A 14,995-nucleotide genomic window follows, 5' to 3' on the forward strand; every position below is an offset into this window, starting at 1 on the left:
CGGGGTCACTTCTCCAGTTCGGTCAGTCGGTCGGCGACCACGCGCGCGATGTGCGCGATCGGTTCCGGCAGGGTCATGTCCTTGTGGGAGCAGGCGACGTCGGTGTTGTCGATGCGCCCGCCCACGTACGGGGACCAGGTGTCGGGGGTCAGCGCGTCGTCGATGGTGTCGACGGTGGCGCGGAAGAAGAGCACATCGCCGTCGAAGCGCCGGTGGTCGAACCCGCGGACGAGGTGGTTGGTGTTGAGATAGATGTCGGCCAGGGCCTCGAGGGTGGCGGTGTCCAGGGCGGCGAGCGGACTCCCCTTGCCCTGGAGCACCTCGATCACGTGGGCGGTGGTGAGCGGTTTGCCCTCCAGGCTGTCCGGTCCGTGGCCGCCCATCGCGAGCAGGGCTTCCATCGCCTCCGCATGGTCGGGTACGGGCAGTTCGCGGAAGCCCTCGGCGGGATAGGCGTCGAGGATGGCGAGCAGTTCCACCTCCTGGCCCTGGTCCTGGAGGTGGGTGGCCATGGCCTGGGCGATGATGCCGCCGGTGGACCAGCCGAGCAGGCGGTACGGGCCCTGGGGCTGCACCTCGCGCAGCCGCGCGGTGTAGTGGGCGGCCAGCTCCTCCAGGGTGGCGGGAAGCGGCTGCCCGGCGGTGGCCGGGCCGACCCCCTGTGCTTGGAGCCCGTAGAGCGGGATGTCGGCGGGCAGTTGGCGGATGAGTCCGGCGTAGCACCAGCTCAGTCCGCCCGCGGGATGCACGCAGTACAGCGGGGCGCGGTCCCCCTCGCGGGCGGGCCGCAGGGGCAGCAGCACCTCCAGCGGATCGTCCCGGCGTACGTTGTCCAGGGCCGCTTCCAGGGCCCGGACGGTGGGTGACTGGAAGAGGGTGCCGATCGACACCTCGGTGCCGAGCGCGGCGTTCACCCGGGCGGCGAGATCCACCGCGAGCAGGGAGTGGCCGCCGAGGTCGAAGAAGTTGTCGTCCACGCCCACCCGGTCCAGTCCCAGGACGTCGGCGAAGATGCCGCACAACTGCTCCTCGCGCGGGGTGCGGGGGGTGCGCCCGCCCGGAGCGGCCGCGGGGCGGCCGGGTGCGGGCAGGGCCGTACGGTCCAGTTTGCCGTTGCTGGTCAGCGGCAGCCGGTCCATGAGGACGACGGCGGACGGGACCATGTGGACGGGCAGTTCACGGCTGGTGTGTTCGCGCAGCCGGGCCGCGGTGGCGGTGTCCTCCTCCCCGCGGGGGGCGGTGGCCGGGACGGCGTAGGCCACCAGCCGCTTGTCGCCGGGGGTGTCCTCGCGGACCACCACGGCGGCGTCGGCCACCTCGGGGTGGGCGGTGAGCACGGCCTCGATCTCGCCCGGTTCGATCCGGAAACCCCGCACCTTCACCTGGTGGTCGGCCCGGCCGAAGTACTCAAGGGTGCCGTCGGGACGGCGCCGGGCCAGATCGCCCGAGCGGTACATCACACCGCCGCCGTCACCGAAGAGCGAGGCGTAGGGGTCGGCGACGAAGCGGGTGGCGGTCAGGTCCGGGCGGCCGAGGTAGCCGGTGGCGACGCCCTCACCGGCGACGTACATCTCCCCGGTGACACCGGGCGGTACCGGCTGGAGCCGCTCGTCGAGCACGTACACCCGCAGATCGGGGATGTTGACGCCGATGGCGGAGGAGGTGGCCGCGGCGGCGGTGGCCCGGTCGAGCGGGAAGTGGGTGACGTGGACGGTGGTCTCGGTGATGCCGTACATGTTCACCAGGACCGGGAAGTCGTCGGGGTGCCGTGCGTACCAGTCGTCGAGGCGGCCGAGCTCCAGCGCCTCGCCCCCGAACACCACGTAGCGCAGCGCCAGTGGCTGTCCGGGGCTGTGGCGGTCGGCGGCGGCGAGCTGGTGGAAGGCGGACGGGGTCTGGTTGAGGACGGTCACCCCCTCCGCCGCGAGGAGCCGCAGGAAAGCGTGCGGATCGCGGCTGGTGAGGTGGGGGACGACGACCAGCCGGCCGCCGTACAGCAGCGCTCCCCACAGCTCCCAGACGGAGAAGTCGAACGCGTAGGAGTGGAAGAGGGTCCACACGTCGTCGGGTCCGAAGCCGAACCAGTGGTCGGTGGCGGTGAACAGCCGGGTGACGTTGTGGTGGGAGACCACCACGCCCTTGGGGCGGCCGGTGGAGCCGGAGGTGTAGATGACATAGGCCGGGTCCCGCGGGGTGAGGGGGCGGACCCGGTCCCGCTGACGCAGGGGCGAGGTGTCGTACCCGGCGGCCTCGGCCCCGTCCACGGCGATCACCGGCAGTTCGTGGGCGGGCAGCCGGGGCGCGGTGGCGGTGTCGGTGACCACCGCGGCGGGCCGCGCGTCGTCGAGCATGTACGCGAGCCGGTCGGCCGGGTAGTCCGGGTCCAGGGGCAGATAGGCCGCGCCCGCGAGGGAAACCGCCAGCAGACCGGTGACGAGGTCCAGGGACCGGGGCAGGGCGAGGGCCACGATGGAGCCGGGGCCGATGGACCGGGCGGTGAGCAGCCGGGCCAGCCGATGGGCGCGGCGGGAGAGTTCGGCGTAGGTGAGGGTCTCGCCGTCGTGGCTGACGGCGATCCGCTCCGGATGGCTGCGGGCGGCGTCCTCGTACCGCTCGGCGAGGGTGGTGGGTGCGTCCGTCAGGACCGGGAGGGGCTGGGCGTTGCCGTCCACGAGGGCGTGGCGGCGCTCGGCCTCGTCCAGCAGCGGCAGCAGCCCGATCGGGGTGTCCGGGGTGTCGGCGGCGGCGGTGAGCAGCCGGGTGAGCCGGTCCGACAGCGCCTGTGCGGTGGACCGGTCGAAGAGGTCGGTGCGGAACTCCAGGAAGCCGCCGATGCCGCCGTCGGCGAGTTCGCCCGCGTTGAGGGTGAGGTCGAACTTGGCGGTGCCGGAGGTCACCGTGGACAGCCGGGCGGTGGTGCCGGGCGCGAGGGTGAAGGCGGCGTCGGGCACCGACTGCCAGGCCAGCATGGTCTGGAAGAGGGGATGGCGGGCCAGGGAGCGGGGCGGGTTGAGCGCTTCGACGAGGTGGTCGAAGGGCAGCTCGTCGTGTTCGAAAGCGGCGAGGGTGGTGGTGCGCACCCGCTGCAGCAGGGTGCGGAAGGCGGGGTCGCCGGAGGTGTCGGTGCGCAGCACGACGGTGTTGGTGAAGAAGCCGACGAGGTCGGCGGTGGTGTCGTCGGCGCGGCCCGCGACGGGGGTGCCCAGCGGGATGTCGGTGCCGCAGCCGTGGCGGGTCAGCAGGGTGGCGAGCGCGGCCTGCACGGTCATGAAGACCGTGGTGCCGGTGTCCCGGGCGAGCTGGACCAGCTTGATGTGGGCGGCCCGGCCGAGTGCGAAGGGCACGGTGTCCCCGGCGCTGGACGCCACCGGGGGACGCGGCCGGTCGGTGGGCAGTTCGAGCTGGTCGGGCAGTCCGGCCAGGGCCTGCTTCCAGTGCGTGAGCCGGGCGGTGGCCAGCGGGGTGGGGTCCGCCGGGGTGCCGAGCCTGCGTCCCTGGTGGGCGGCGTGATCGGCGTACTGGGCGGGCAGCGGTGCGAACTGCGGTGCGCGGCCCTCGGTCCGGGCCCGGTAGGCGGTGGCGAGGTCGCGCACCAGGGGTGTGGTGGAGGCGCCGTCCCCGGCGATGTGGTGGAGCACCAGCAGCAGGGTGTGCCGGTCGGAGGCTTCGGTGAACAGGGTGGCGCGCAGCGGGAGTTCGGTGGCCAGGTCAAAGGTGTGGCGGGCGGTTTCCGTGAGGTCCTGGCCCTCGGTGGCGCGGTGCAGCACGGGCCGTGCCGCCGGATCACCGGGCTCGATGATGTGCTGGTACGGCAGGCTGTCGGTGCCGTCCGGCGGTACGGGGTAGCGGGTACGCAGCGTTTCATGGCGGTCCGTCAGGTCCGCGAGGGCGCGGGTCAGCGCGTCGGCGTCGAGAGGGCCCTGGAGGGCGAGGACGAGCGGGATGTTGTAGGTGGCGCTGGGACCTTCCAGCCGGTGCAGGAACCACAGCCGCTGCTGGGCCGGGGAGAGCGGGAGCCGTCCGGTGCGGACCACCGGGACCAGTGGGGTGTCGTCCACGGTGGATGCGGCGCCGCGGGTGCGCACCAGGGCGGCCAAGGCGGCCGGAGTGGGCGCGCGGAAGACATCGGCGACGGAGACGGGCACCTGGAAGGTCTCGCGCAGCCGGGCCGCGAGCCGGGCGGCGAGCAGGGAGTGGCCGCCCAAGTCGAAGAAGACGGTGTCGGGCGAGGGGTGGGACTCCAGACCGAGCAGGGTGGCGAACAGTCCGGCGACGATCTCGCCGTGCGGGGTGGCCGCCGTGGTGACGGGAGCGGCACCGGGCACGGTGGTGAGCGGTTCGGGTTCGGGCAGCGCGCGGTGGTCCAGCTTGTCGTTGGCGGTGCGCGGCAGCGCCTCGAGCGGGGTCACGGTGGCGGGGACCATATGCGCGGGCAGCGCCGCGGCCAGGTGGTCGCGCAGTGCGGCCGGGTCGGGGCGGGTGCCGGGGCGCGGCACGGCGTAGGCCAGCAGCCGCTTGCCGCCGGTGCCGTCACGGACGATCACGGCGGCCTGGGCGACGGCCGGGTGGGCGGCCAGCACCGCCTGGATCTCACCGGGTTCGACCCGGAAGCCACGGATCTTGATCTGGTCGTCGGTGCGTCCCAGGAACTCGATCGTGCCGTCGAGCCGTCGGCGCACCAGGTCGCCGGTGCGGTACATCCGGCCGCCGGTGTCGCCGTGTGCCGCGCCGAAGGGGTCGGCGACGAACCGCTCGGCGGTCAGATCGGGTCGGCCGAGATAGCCGCGGGCCAGACAGGCCCCGGCGACGTACAGTTCGCCGGGGACCCCGTCGGGCGCGGGGCGCAGGGCGGTGTCGAGGACGTAGAGGCGGGTGGCGCGCACGGGCCGTCCGTCGGACTCCGGCCCGGTCCAGTAACAGGCGTCGACGGTGGTCTCGGTGGGCCCGTACAGGTTGAGCGGATGCACGCCCTCGGTGGCGCAGAGCCGCTGCCACAGCGGCGCGGGGACGGCCTCGCCGCCGACGACGAGGACGGCGGGCCGGTGGTGGCCCTCGCCGAGCAGTCCCTCGGCGAGCAGTGCCTCGGCGTAGGAGGGCGTCACGTCCAGGTAGTCGAGGCGGTGCCGGTCGACGTAGGCGGTGAGGGCGGCCGGATCGCGGTAGGTGGTGTCGTCGAGCAGGTGGAGTTCATGGCCGTGGGCCATCCACAGCACCGGGTCCCAGGCGGCGTCGAAGGCGAACGAGGCGCTGTGGGCGACCTTGAGCCGGGTGCGGCCGGTGCGGGCGACGGCGGGCGCGATGTGGTCGGCGTCGTGTCCGGCGAGGAGGTTGGCGAGGGAGGCGTGGGTGACCACCACGCCCTTGGGGCGGCCGGTGGAACCGGAGGTGTGGATGACGTAGGCCGCGTCGTCCGGTGCGGGGGTGGCGGCGGGGTGGCCGGCCGGTCTTCGGCCGAGTGCGGCGCGGGTGCCGGGTGCGTCGGTCACGAGCTCGGGACGGCCGTGGGCGGGCAGTCCGGCCAGGGCCGCCGCCGTGCCGAGGACGCAGACGGGCCGGGCGTCATCGAGTACGGCGAGGGTGCGGGCGGGCGGATGGCCGAGATCGAGGGGCTGGCAGACACCGCCCGCCTTGGCCACCGCGAGCAGTGCGGTGACCATCTCGGCGGAGCGGGGCAGGGCGAGGGCGACGGTGGTCTCGGCCCGTACGCCGCGCGCGGCCAGTTCGTAGGAGAGCCGGTTGGCGGCGGCGTCGAGCTGGGCGAAGGTGAGCCGGGTGTCACCGCAGCGGACGGCGGTCGTGTCGGGGGTGCGCACCGCCTGGGCGGCGAACACCTCGGGCAGGGTGGTCCCGGTGGCCGGTTCTGCACGTCCGGCGGTCACCCGGCGCACCGTGTCGGCGTCCAGCAGATCGACGGCGGCCAGAGGCCGGTGCGGATCGGTGAGCAGCGCCTCGGTCAGCCCGTCGAGGTAGTGGCGGAAGGTGGTGCGGTACCGGTCCACATCGGCGGGGGTGTAGCGGTCGGCGCGGGCCTCCAGGACCAGGTGCAGACGGTCCTCCGGGCCGGGCCAGGCGCCGACGGCGATGTCCTCGACAGGGCCCGCGGCGAGGTTGCGCACGGTCCCGGGCGCTCCCCCGAAGTCCAGGATCTCCCCCTCGGTGGGCTTGATGTTGACCATCGGTCCGGTCAACGGCGCGTCCGCGGTGGGCAGTCGCAGATCGCGGCGCAGCTCCGCCTGGGGGTACCGCTGGTGGCGGCGGACCGCGCGGATCTCGGTCACGACACGGCGCAGCAGTTCGGCCGCGGTGTCCTGGGGGCGGACGGCGAGCCGCAGCGGGAGCACATTGACCGTCATCGCCGGGGTGCGCAGCGCGGCGGGGCCGCGGCGGTTGGTCAGGGGCAGGCCGAGGACCACCTCCTGTGCTCCGGTGAGCCGGTGGAGGTGTCCCGCGGTGGCGGCGATGACCAGCTCGGCCCAGGTGGCCTTGACCGCTTCGGCGGCGCGGGAGAGCCGGGTGAGGGAGTCCGGGGGCAGGTCGGCGCCGCGCCGGAGCAGACCGGTGCCGGGGGCGTCGTCCCGCCGGGGGCTCACCGGCGGGGTGGTGACCGTGGCGCCACTCATCCGCCCGGTCCAGAACGCGCGGTCGGCCGCGTACTGTTCGCCCGCCAGATAGCGGGCCTCCTCCTCGACGAGCTCGCGCAGCGGGACGAACCGGCTGTCGTTGTCAGGGCTCGGACCGTCCGCGGCGCCGGCCGCGTACACCTCGGCCACCCGGCGGCGGATGAGCTGGAGGGCGTAGGCGTCGACGGCGATGTGGTGGACCCGCTGGTACCACCAGTACCGGGCGTTCCCGAGGCGGATGAGCGCCTGGCACATCAGACCGTCGTCCGTCGCCGGATCGGCGGGGCGGGCCAGATCGGCGCCCATCCAGCGCTCCGCCTCCTCCTCGGGCGCGTCGGCGGAGCGCAGGTCGAGCCGGTGGAGGTGGAACCGCGGTGCGGGGTCCACACGCTGGAGGGGCGCTGCGTCGGTCCCGGTCACGCGCAGGCGCAGCGTCTCGGCGTCGGCGACGGTCCGGCGCAGGGCGCATTCGAAGAGGTCCTCGTCGACCGGTCCGTCGATCCGGACGGTGTCGGCGGTGTGGAAGTCGGTTCCGCCGGGGGCGAGCCGCTGGGCCCAGTACACACCGCTCTGTGCGGTGAGCAGGGGAAATGAGTCCGGAAGCTCATGCATGGATGGACAACTCCTCGAATGTGAAAGCCGCTGCCGCGCAGATTCACCGGCGCCGCCGACTACTTAGGTAAGCCTAAGCTATGTTCTTCCTGGCAGAACCACGCAACCGCGTCCGAACGCACCGGAAGAGGAGCCGATGACCGACCCCAGAGGTGGCGCCACGGGCGCCCCCGAGAACCTCAAGTCCGCGATACGACAGCGCGTCACCGAGCGGACCGAGGCACTGCTCGGGCTCAGCCGCCGGATCCACGGCCACCCCGAGACCGCCTTCAGCGAGCACCGCGCGGCCGCCTGGTGTGCCGAACTGCTGCGTGCGGGCGGCTTCGAGGTGACCGCGCCCGCCTACGGACTGGACACCGCCTTCGGCGCCACCCTCGGCAGCGGCCCGCTGACGGTCGCGCTCGTATGCGAGTACGACGCGCTGCCCGGACTCGGCCACGCCTGCGGCCACAACCTGATCGCGGCCGCGGGGGTCGGGGCCGCCCTGGGACTGGCCCCGGTGGCGGATGAACTCGGCCTGACCATCAGGGTGCTGGGCACCCCGGCGGAGGAACGGGGCGCGGGCAAGGCGCTGATGCTCGAGGCGGGCGCCTTCGACGGGGTCGACGCCGCCATGATGGTGCACCCCTGCCCCTTCGACATCGCCGACTTCCGGTCCTTCGCCCTCGGCACGCTGTCGGTGACGTACACCGGCCGGGCCGCGCATCCGAGCCTCAACCCGCACGAGGGACGCAACGCCGCCGACGCGCTGACCGTCGCCCAGGTGGCGATCGGACTGCTGCGCCAGCAACTCCCCCCGCACTGGCGGGTGCACGGCATCACCACCGAGGCGGGCTCCGCGCCGAACGCCATCCCGGCCCGCGCCACCGCCGAGTACGAGCTGCGCACCACGGCGGCCGAGGATCTCGAGGAGCTGCGCTCCCGGGTGGAGGCGTGCTTCCGGGCAGGGGCGCTGGCGACCGGCTGCGAGGTGCGGCTGGTCCGCCCGGAACCCGATTACCTGGACTTCCGGGGCGATCCGGAGCTGATCCGGCTGTGGACGGGCAACGCCCGTGCGCTCGGCCGCCCGGAGCCGGCCGAGCGACCGCCCTTCGCCTGTACGGACATGGGCAATGTCTCGCACGCCGTCCCCTCCATCCATCCGGTGCTGGACATCAGCGAGGGCGTCTGCGGCCCGCACGAGGCCGCGTTCGCCGACGCGGCCATGTCCCCCTCGGGTGAACGCGCTCTGCTCGACGGGGCGACCGCGATGGCCTGGACCGCCGCGGACTTCGCGTACACGGCCCGCGGTGCGCGTCCCGCGCGGGGCGGCACCCACCCGGAGCGGGCAACCGTCTGAGGGCCCGCGCGGATCTCCCGACGGGCCGGCACCCCGGCCGCTCCCCCGCCGCCAGGCCGGAGGAACGGCCGGTGCCACCCGCACCGGCCCCGGGGCGGCAGCCCCGGGGTGGCCGACCGGAGGGCCATGGACCGGTCGGCCTCCGCCGTGCGGACGTGTCCGCGGGCGTGCCCGTGGGGGGCATCCGGCCCCCTACGGGCCGTCAGGAGGCGCCCAGCGCCTTGGTGATGTCGTTGATGACCACATCGGCGGCGAGCGGTCCGCCCCGGGTCGACCAGACCGAGCCGTCGACCGTCACCACGTGCTTCTTCTTGACCGCGCCCAGCTCCTTGTAGGCGGGCTTGGCCTGTACGTCCTTCAGCGCCTTGTCCCCGTCCGCCGTGAGCGTCGACAGGAACAGCCAGTCGCCGTCGATCTCATCGATCTTCTCCAGGCTCAGCGGCGGGGTGTGGGCGTTGCCGTCCTTGTTCTGCGTCCTGGGCCGCTTCAGCCCCATCTCCAGCGCCACCCCGCTGGCGAACTGCTTCTTCTCCATCCAGCTCGGACCGTCCGGGTTCCACCGCACGATGGAGACCTCGGCGCCCTTGTTCGCGCCGAGCTTCTTGTCCGCGGCCTTGGCCGTGGCCTCGTGCTCCGCGATGACCTCGTTGGCCTTGTCCAGCTTGTTGACGGCGTTTCCGATGCCACGGAAGGAGAGCTTCCAGTCATCGGTCGGCGCCATGGTGACCAGGGTCGCGGGGGTGATCTCGCGTAGCTGGTCCAGCATCTGCTTGTCCTGCATATCACCGGCGAGGATCAGATCGGGCTTGGCGGCCACGACCTTGTCCATCACCGGCTGGAGCAGGTTTCCGACGACGTCGATACCCTGGACCTTGTCCGCCAGGTAGGCCGGGGGCTTGTTCATACCCTGGCCGTTGGTGATCCCCACCGGCTTCACCCCGAGGGCGAGCACCGCGTCGAGGTCCTCCTGGGTCAGCGTCACGATGCGCTTGGGCGCGGCCGGAACCTTGACCGCGCGGCCGGTGGCGTCCTTGACCGTACGGGTGGCGGACGAGCCGGAGTCCTTCTTCGACGAGTCCTTGGAGTCCGAGGAGTCCGAACCACAGCCGGTCATCAGGAGCGCGGCCGCGGCCACGGCGGCGACAGCCTGGGCCGCGCGGCGCGGCGCGAAGGAGAAGGGACGTCTGGGCAGGGTCATCGAGGACTCCGGGTATCAAAAGGGACGCAGACGCGCAGGGTGGAATCCACAGCTCTCCGCATCGGCACCACCCCGTCGCGTTGTTAAGGTTAGCCTTACCTTATGCTCTTCAGGCAAGAGGGTGGCGCCACTCTCCGAAAGGGCGGTCCAGGTGGATGTGCGCGTAGAGCAGCTCACGGCCGGGTATTCCGGCCGCACGGTCGTGGACCGGGTCGATATGACGGTGCCGCCGGGCCAGGTGGCCGCGGTGGTCGGCCCGAACGGCTGCGGCAAGTCCACCCTGCTGCGCGCCATGGCCCGGCTGCACACCCCGGCCTCCGGCCGGATCCTCATCGGCGGCGATGACGTCTGGGGACTGAAGCAGCGTCAAGCCGCCCACCGGATCGCCCTGTTGCCCCAGTCGCCCCAGGCGCCCGAGGCGGTGACCGTGGCCGGGCTCGTACGGTACGGCCGCCATCCCCATCAGGGGCTGTTCCGCCAGTGGTCGCAGGAGGACGAGCGCGCGGTCGAGCGGGCCATGACGGCCACCGGGGTCACCGGGCTCGCCGAGCGCCGCCTCGACGAGCTCTCCGGCGGCCAGCGGCAGCGGTGCTGGCTGGCCATGGCCCTCGCCCAGCAGACCCCCGTACTCCTCCTCGACGAGCCGACCAGCGCCCTGGACATCGGCCACGCGGTCGAGGTGCTGGAACTCGTCCGCGAGATCGCGGCCGACGGACGGACCATCGTCATGGTCGTCCACGACCTGGCCGCCGCCGCCCGCTACGCGGACACCCTCGTCGCCATGCGCGACGGGCGGATCGTGGCCTGCGGCCCACCGCGGGAGACCATCGACACCGCGCTGATGCGGGAGTTGTACGGCATCGACACCGAGATCCTCGCCGCGCCCTCGGACGGCTCGCCCGTCATCGTGCCGGTCTCCCCCACCCCGGTGCGGCAACCCGCCACCGGCTGACGGAGGGCGGCCCCGGGCGACACGGACGCCTCCTCGTGGCCCATTTGACCCTCACACCGGTGTGAGGGCCGAGGATGTCGCCATGACGACTCACGCCGCCCGCGGAGAGCGGACATCACGCGACCACAGGACCCATCTCATGCACGAGAGCGCCTCGTTCGGCACCGGTACCGGACTCCCCGCGTCCGCCGGGACACCGGCCGGACGGGCGGTGGCCGACGGGCGGGGCGGCCACCGACGCGCCGTAGCGTCGGAGGTCCGGGCATGAACACGACGACACCCTTCAGCCCACGCGAGCTGCTCGCGGAGAGCCGGCTCGGCGTCCTCGCCACGATCAAATCGAACGGCCGCCCCCAGCTCTCCCCCGTCATGCCCTTCTACGACGAACGCTCCGGCGTCATCCACATCTCGACCCGCGAGGGCCTGGCCAAAACGGCGAACCTCCGGCGCGATCCGAGGGTCTCACTCGAGGTCACCCACGCCGACGGACGCGCATGGGCGACGGCCGAGGGCACGGCGACCCTGACCGGCCCGGGAACCGACCCCCACGGCCCCGAGGTCGAGGCCCTGGTGGCGTACTACCGGGCCGCCGCGGGTGAGCATCCCGACTGGGACGAGTACCGGTCGGCCATGGTGGCCGACCGCAGGGTGCTCATCACGATGACCGTCGACCACCTCTACGGCGACAGCGTCCGCTGAGCCCTCCCCGGAGGCGGTAGTCCCCCACACCGAGGTGTGCCGGAGACTCGTCAGAAGGGCACGCCGGCACGCTTGGCGAGCTTGGTCAGTCGTGGGTTGCTGCGGCGATGCAGCGAGGTCAAGACGCGCATCAGCTCCTGTGACGTCGGGTGCACACGGGCCATCTCGGGCGCGATGTCCCAGGCCGCTTCGAGCGATTCGAGAGCGCCATCCCGGTCGCCCAGCGCAAGCTTCGACCGACTGATGTTCATGTGCAGCGGCCCGACGCGGGTGGCCGGGAGCGTGAGCCCACCTCGGATCAGGTCGTCCGCCGTGTCGAGCGACTCGCGATAGTCCTCCATGTCGGACGCCGTGGAGATGACGTGCACGGCCGTGTTCTCCGGCCCGAAGTGGATGCCGTGGTCCTCAATATCCTCGGGAAACTCCTCGGCTGCCCGCCATGCAGCGTCGATGTGGGCAGCTGCGGTGGCCTTGTCTTCGATCCGCCCGGCCAGGGTCAGCCCTCGCAGGTGCAGGATGCCAAGACCGTACGCGCGGTCACGTCCCTGCAGAGTCGCCTCAGCCTCAACAACCGCGCGATCCACGACGGCCAGCCCCCCCGCGAAGTCCCCTGAATTGAGGAAGGTCCCGGCTTCGTCCCGGGCGGCCACCGTGGTGGCGATCGGATGCGCCCGCTCGGCGGCCAATCGCTGCTTCATGACGGCCAACTCGGCGAGGTGCATCCAGCGGTGGCGTGCGGCGAGCCAGTACACGACCGAGTATGTGTCAGCGACGCGCGTCCAGGCGTCGGGCGACTGGGTGGCGTGAGCGAAGTTCGTCGTCCGGGTCAGCACGCCTGGGGTCTTCTGCAAGACGGCCGACAACTCGGTCCGGTAGCGGTGCTCGTTCAGCTCGGCCAGCTCGCGGGCCAGATCCTCGGGGTGCGGCGGCGAGGCGTCAGGGATCTCGAACCTGCGGATGGCGTAGTTGAGGGCCGTAAGGCTGTTCTCGTCGGCGCGCTCGACCGGCGCCGTACCAAGCAGCTCGTCGAGGGTCATCCGCATCGCCTGCGCGAGGGCTGCGGCAATACCCTGGGTCAGCGCGCGGTCGCCCACCTCGATCTTGCTGAGCAGCGATGTAGACACACCCGCCCGCCGGGCAAGGGCAACCTGACTCAGGCCGCGCGCCTTACGACACACAGCCACATTGGCACCGGGTCCGGGAATCTTGGTCACGCTCATACGTGTGCGTCTTCCCTGCTCGACTTCCGTTACAGCCCATCGTCCCACCCCAACCCTTCGCGTTCCCAAGAGTTGTGCAAGTGGTGTGCAAGTTCCTTTCGCACGACGGCAGTTCTCTTGGGTGACACAGACGTATGCCAAGGCGGGATGAGGGGTCATGGCACAGACATACGAAAAGCGACCGACGACGCTCAGTCACGGCGAACTGCCCTATCCGGCGGGAACGCTCGTGGAGGACATGCTCTCGAAGCGCACAGGCGAGCTTCACGGCGTACTGGAAGAGCGCACCAAAGAGGGCAACAAGCTCATCGGCCGAACGGCGTACCTGCGACCGGAGGGCGGTGGCACCGAATGGGACGTCCCTTTGAAGCACGTCCGGCCCGTCGAGACTCCTTAAGCGCCCTCACGAAGCGCGCGGCCCTCGTCACCTCCGGCGACGTCATCGGCTACGAGGGTGAGTGGCGCACCGTCAAGGAGACGGCCACCGCGCGCGGCCCGATGGGCGGGTTAGCCGTCGTGGTCACCTGGGACGAGGGCGGCTCGGCGCGCTTCCCCGCCGGGGACGAACTCCTCCTCGGGGAGCCGGGCTCCACCTGACCAGCGACTGAACCCCACCCTGGTCGAACCGGGGTGGGGTTCAGTCGTACGTTCGCGCCACTGGGATGACTCCCCCGAAACCGGATGGGAGCCAGCGCGGCCGGGCGGGTTCCCATGGACGGACGCAGGCCGGGGCTCACACCACCACGCGGTAGTGGGTGGTCATCCGGCCGTCCGGCTCCAGGACGTGGTAGGCGAGGCCGGGCGGCTGGTCCCGGTCCGCGGGCCGGTCCCCCTCCCACGGCAGACGCAGCGTCCAGGTCACCGCCGGACCCACGATCAGCGGGCGGTCCGCGAAGGTCGTGACCGCGGCGGTGTGGGCGTGGCCGGTGAGAACGGCGGCCACTTCGGGGTGGGAGCGCAGCAGGGCCGCCAGCTCCCCGGGCCGTTCGAGCATCGAGCTGTCGGGCAGGGGGTGGTGCACCGGGGCCGGTGGCTGGTGGAAGGCGATCAGGACGGGGAGCCGGCCGCCCAGCTCGGTCAGGCTCCGGTCCATCCAGGCGAGGGTCTCGGGGTCGAGGCGGCCCTCGTCGCGCCCCGGGATCGTGGCGTCGCACATCAGGATCACCGCGTCGTCGAACCGGTGGAGGCTGTTGACCGGTTCACCGCTCGGGGCCTCACCGAGCAGCGCCTTCCGGTACGCGCCGCGGACATCGTGGTTGCCGGGGCAGGTGAGCACGGGAAAGGGGGCGTCGAAGAGTGCCGCCGCCTCTTCGTACTCGCCCTCCTCCCCGTGGTCGGCGATGTCTCCGGTGACAAGGAGGGCGTCGACGGGACGGGGCAGGCCGCGCAGATGGTCCATGACGCGGGCGGCACGGCGCGAGGCCCGCTCGCTCCCGTCGAGATGCAGATCGCTGATCTGGGCGAACAACACGCCGGTCTCCTCCACTTGGGTGCCCACAGGGCAAGGGGCACGGGTACGCCGCACAGAGGCGCCCGCACTCCTTCTAACGGAAAACGCTACGATTACCGTTAGAGAATCTAGAGGGCGACCCGTGATGTGATCAAGTGGTGGACGCGGAGCGGACGAGCGGGAAGGACGGGCTCATGCGGCGCCTGCAGGCACTGGAATTCGCGAGCACGATCCGGCACGACGGACACGGCGGTGTCGCGGACGACCTGGACACCGTCCAGGGCACGGTCCGGTGGCTGCGCGACCAGAGCGAGCTGCTCGCCGGACACCTCGCCGTGGAGGATCTCGAGGTCGACGAGGAGCTGCGGGCCGGGGTCGTCGAACTGCGGCGCGCGGTGCGGGCCCTGTTCGCCCGCGTGGTCAGCCCGGGACCGCCCAGCCGCGCGGATGCCCACCGGCTGATGCCGGCCGACCGCGCACTGGCCCACCTCAATGCCACCGCCGCGATGGAACGAGTCACTCCACAGCTCGTCTGGCCGGATGGGGCCGACCCGTCGGTCCGGCTGCTGTCCGACGAACCGGAGCCGAGGATCCGGCTGCTCGGGGCGCTGGCGCGGTCCGCGATCGACTTCCTCTCCGGCCCCGAGGTCCGACAGTTGCGCGCCTGCACCGCTCCCCGCTGTGTGCGCTACTTCGTCAAGGCCCACGGGCGGCAGGAGTGGTGCAAACCGTCCTGCGGAAACCGGGCACGCGCCGCACGCCACTACCGGCGGCAGCAGGACGACGCGGTCCGGGACTGAGGACGGGCCGAGGACACGGTGCGGCTGTGGACGGTGCAGCCCCGCGCGGCGCTGACGAGACTCCGGGCGGATGGCGAACTCAGGGGCGCGTGGGAGCGGGTGGAC

At 72.3% G+C, this 14,995-nt stretch carries 10 protein-coding genes; 6 read left to right on the plus strand and 4 right to left on the minus strand.

Features of this window, described 5'->3' with window-relative positions; all coding sequences use genetic code 11:
* Positions 1–5: 5 nt before the first annotated feature.
* On the minus strand, positions 6–7,232 hold the full coding sequence (locus NMK44_RS32530; RefSeq protein WP_254749858.1) for a non-ribosomal peptide synthetase: 7,227 nt from the start codon (positions 7,230–7,232) through the stop codon (positions 6–8).
* Positions 7,233–7,368: 136 nt separating this feature from the next.
* On the opposite strand from NMK44_RS32530, the gene NMK44_RS32535 reads away from it, so the two are divergent.
* Positions 7,369–8,571 (plus strand): M20 family metallopeptidase, encoded by a 1,203-nt coding sequence (locus tag NMK44_RS32535; RefSeq protein ID WP_254749860.1) that lies wholly within the window; start codon positions 7,369–7,371, stop codon positions 8,569–8,571.
* A gap of 202 nt (positions 8,572–8,773) precedes the next feature.
* On the opposite strand, the gene NMK44_RS32540 is transcribed toward NMK44_RS32535, so the two are convergent.
* Positions 8,774–9,769, minus strand: coding sequence for an ABC transporter substrate-binding protein (locus tag NMK44_RS32540; RefSeq protein ID WP_254749862.1), 996 nt, complete (start codon positions 9,767–9,769; stop codon positions 8,774–8,776).
* Positions 9,770–9,920: 151 nt separating this feature from the next.
* On the opposite strand from NMK44_RS32540, the gene NMK44_RS32545 reads away from it, so the two are divergent.
* Positions 9,921–10,721: an ABC transporter ATP-binding protein gene (locus NMK44_RS32545; protein WP_254749864.1), complete on the plus strand. Its 801-nt coding sequence runs from the start codon at positions 9,921–9,923 to the stop codon at positions 10,719–10,721.
* A 264-nt stretch (positions 10,722–10,985) separates the two neighbouring features.
* Positions 10,986–11,420, plus strand: coding sequence for a PPOX class F420-dependent oxidoreductase (locus tag NMK44_RS32550; RefSeq protein ID WP_254749866.1), 435 nt, complete (start codon positions 10,986–10,988; stop codon positions 11,418–11,420).
* Positions 11,421–11,470: 50 nt separating this feature from the next.
* Here NMK44_RS32550 and NMK44_RS32555 read toward each other — a convergent pair whose 3' ends face one another.
* On the minus strand, positions 11,471–12,640 hold the full coding sequence (locus tag NMK44_RS32555; protein WP_254749868.1) for a helix-turn-helix domain-containing protein: 1,170 nt from the start codon (positions 12,638–12,640) through the stop codon (positions 11,471–11,473).
* 157 nt (positions 12,641–12,797) lie between these two features.
* Between NMK44_RS32555 and NMK44_RS32560 the strand changes: the two genes are divergently transcribed.
* Positions 12,798–13,037 (plus strand): hypothetical protein, encoded by a 240-nt coding sequence (locus NMK44_RS32560; protein WP_254749870.1) that lies wholly within the window; start codon positions 12,798–12,800, stop codon positions 13,035–13,037.
* On the plus strand, positions 12,992–13,237 hold the full coding sequence (locus NMK44_RS32565) for a hypothetical protein (protein WP_254749872.1): 246 nt from the start codon (positions 12,992–12,994) through the stop codon (positions 13,235–13,237). The genes NMK44_RS32560 and NMK44_RS32565 overlap by 46 nt, the downstream gene beginning before the upstream one ends.
* A 136-nt stretch (positions 13,238–13,373) precedes the next feature.
* Here NMK44_RS32565 and NMK44_RS32570 read toward each other — a convergent pair whose 3' ends face one another.
* Positions 13,374–14,111 carry a metallophosphoesterase gene (locus NMK44_RS32570; protein WP_254749874.1) on the minus strand — a complete coding sequence of 246 codons (738 nt, stop codon included), beginning with the start codon at positions 14,109–14,111 and terminating at the stop codon, positions 13,374–13,376.
* A gap of 173 nt (positions 14,112–14,284) precedes the next feature.
* Between NMK44_RS32570 and NMK44_RS32575 the strand changes: the two genes are divergently transcribed.
* A complete protein-coding gene (locus NMK44_RS32575; protein ID WP_254749876.1) occupies positions 14,285–14,890 on the plus strand; it encodes a CGNR zinc finger domain-containing protein in 606 nt (201 codons plus the stop codon).
* The last annotated feature ends 105 nt before the right edge of the window (positions 14,891–14,995 follow it).

The organism is Streptomyces cucumeris, from assembly GCF_024295805.1.
GTDB lineage: Bacteria > Actinomycetota > Actinomycetes > Streptomycetales > Streptomycetaceae > Streptomyces > Streptomyces cucumeris.

Excerpts from the sequence above, each read along its gene's own strand:
- NMK44_RS32550 (WP_254749866.1), top strand. The coding sequence starts at position 10,986 with ATGAACACGACGACACCCTTCAGCCCACGCGAGCTGCTCGCGGAGAGC.
- NMK44_RS32535 (WP_254749860.1), top strand. The coding sequence starts at position 7,369 with ATGACCGACCCCAGAGGTGGCGCCACGGGCGCCCCCGAGAACCTCAAG.
- NMK44_RS32555 (WP_254749868.1), bottom strand. The coding sequence starts at position 12,640 with ATGAGCGTGACCAAGATTCCCGGACCCGGTGCCAATGTGGCTGTGTGT.
- NMK44_RS32560 (WP_254749870.1), top strand. The coding sequence starts at position 12,798 with ATGGCACAGACATACGAAAAGCGACCGACGACGCTCAGTCACGGCGAA.
- NMK44_RS32565 (WP_254749872.1), top strand. The coding sequence starts at position 12,992 with ATGGGACGTCCCTTTGAAGCACGTCCGGCCCGTCGAGACTCCTTAAGC.
- NMK44_RS32575 (WP_254749876.1), top strand. The coding sequence starts at position 14,285 with ATGCGGCGCCTGCAGGCACTGGAATTCGCGAGCACGATCCGGCACGAC.
- NMK44_RS32540 (WP_254749862.1), bottom strand. The coding sequence starts at position 9,769 with ATGACCCTGCCCAGACGTCCCTTCTCCTTCGCGCCGCGCCGCGCGGCC.
- NMK44_RS32530 (WP_254749858.1), bottom strand. The coding sequence starts at position 7,232 with ATGCATGAGCTTCCGGACTCATTTCCCCTGCTCACCGCACAGAGCGGT.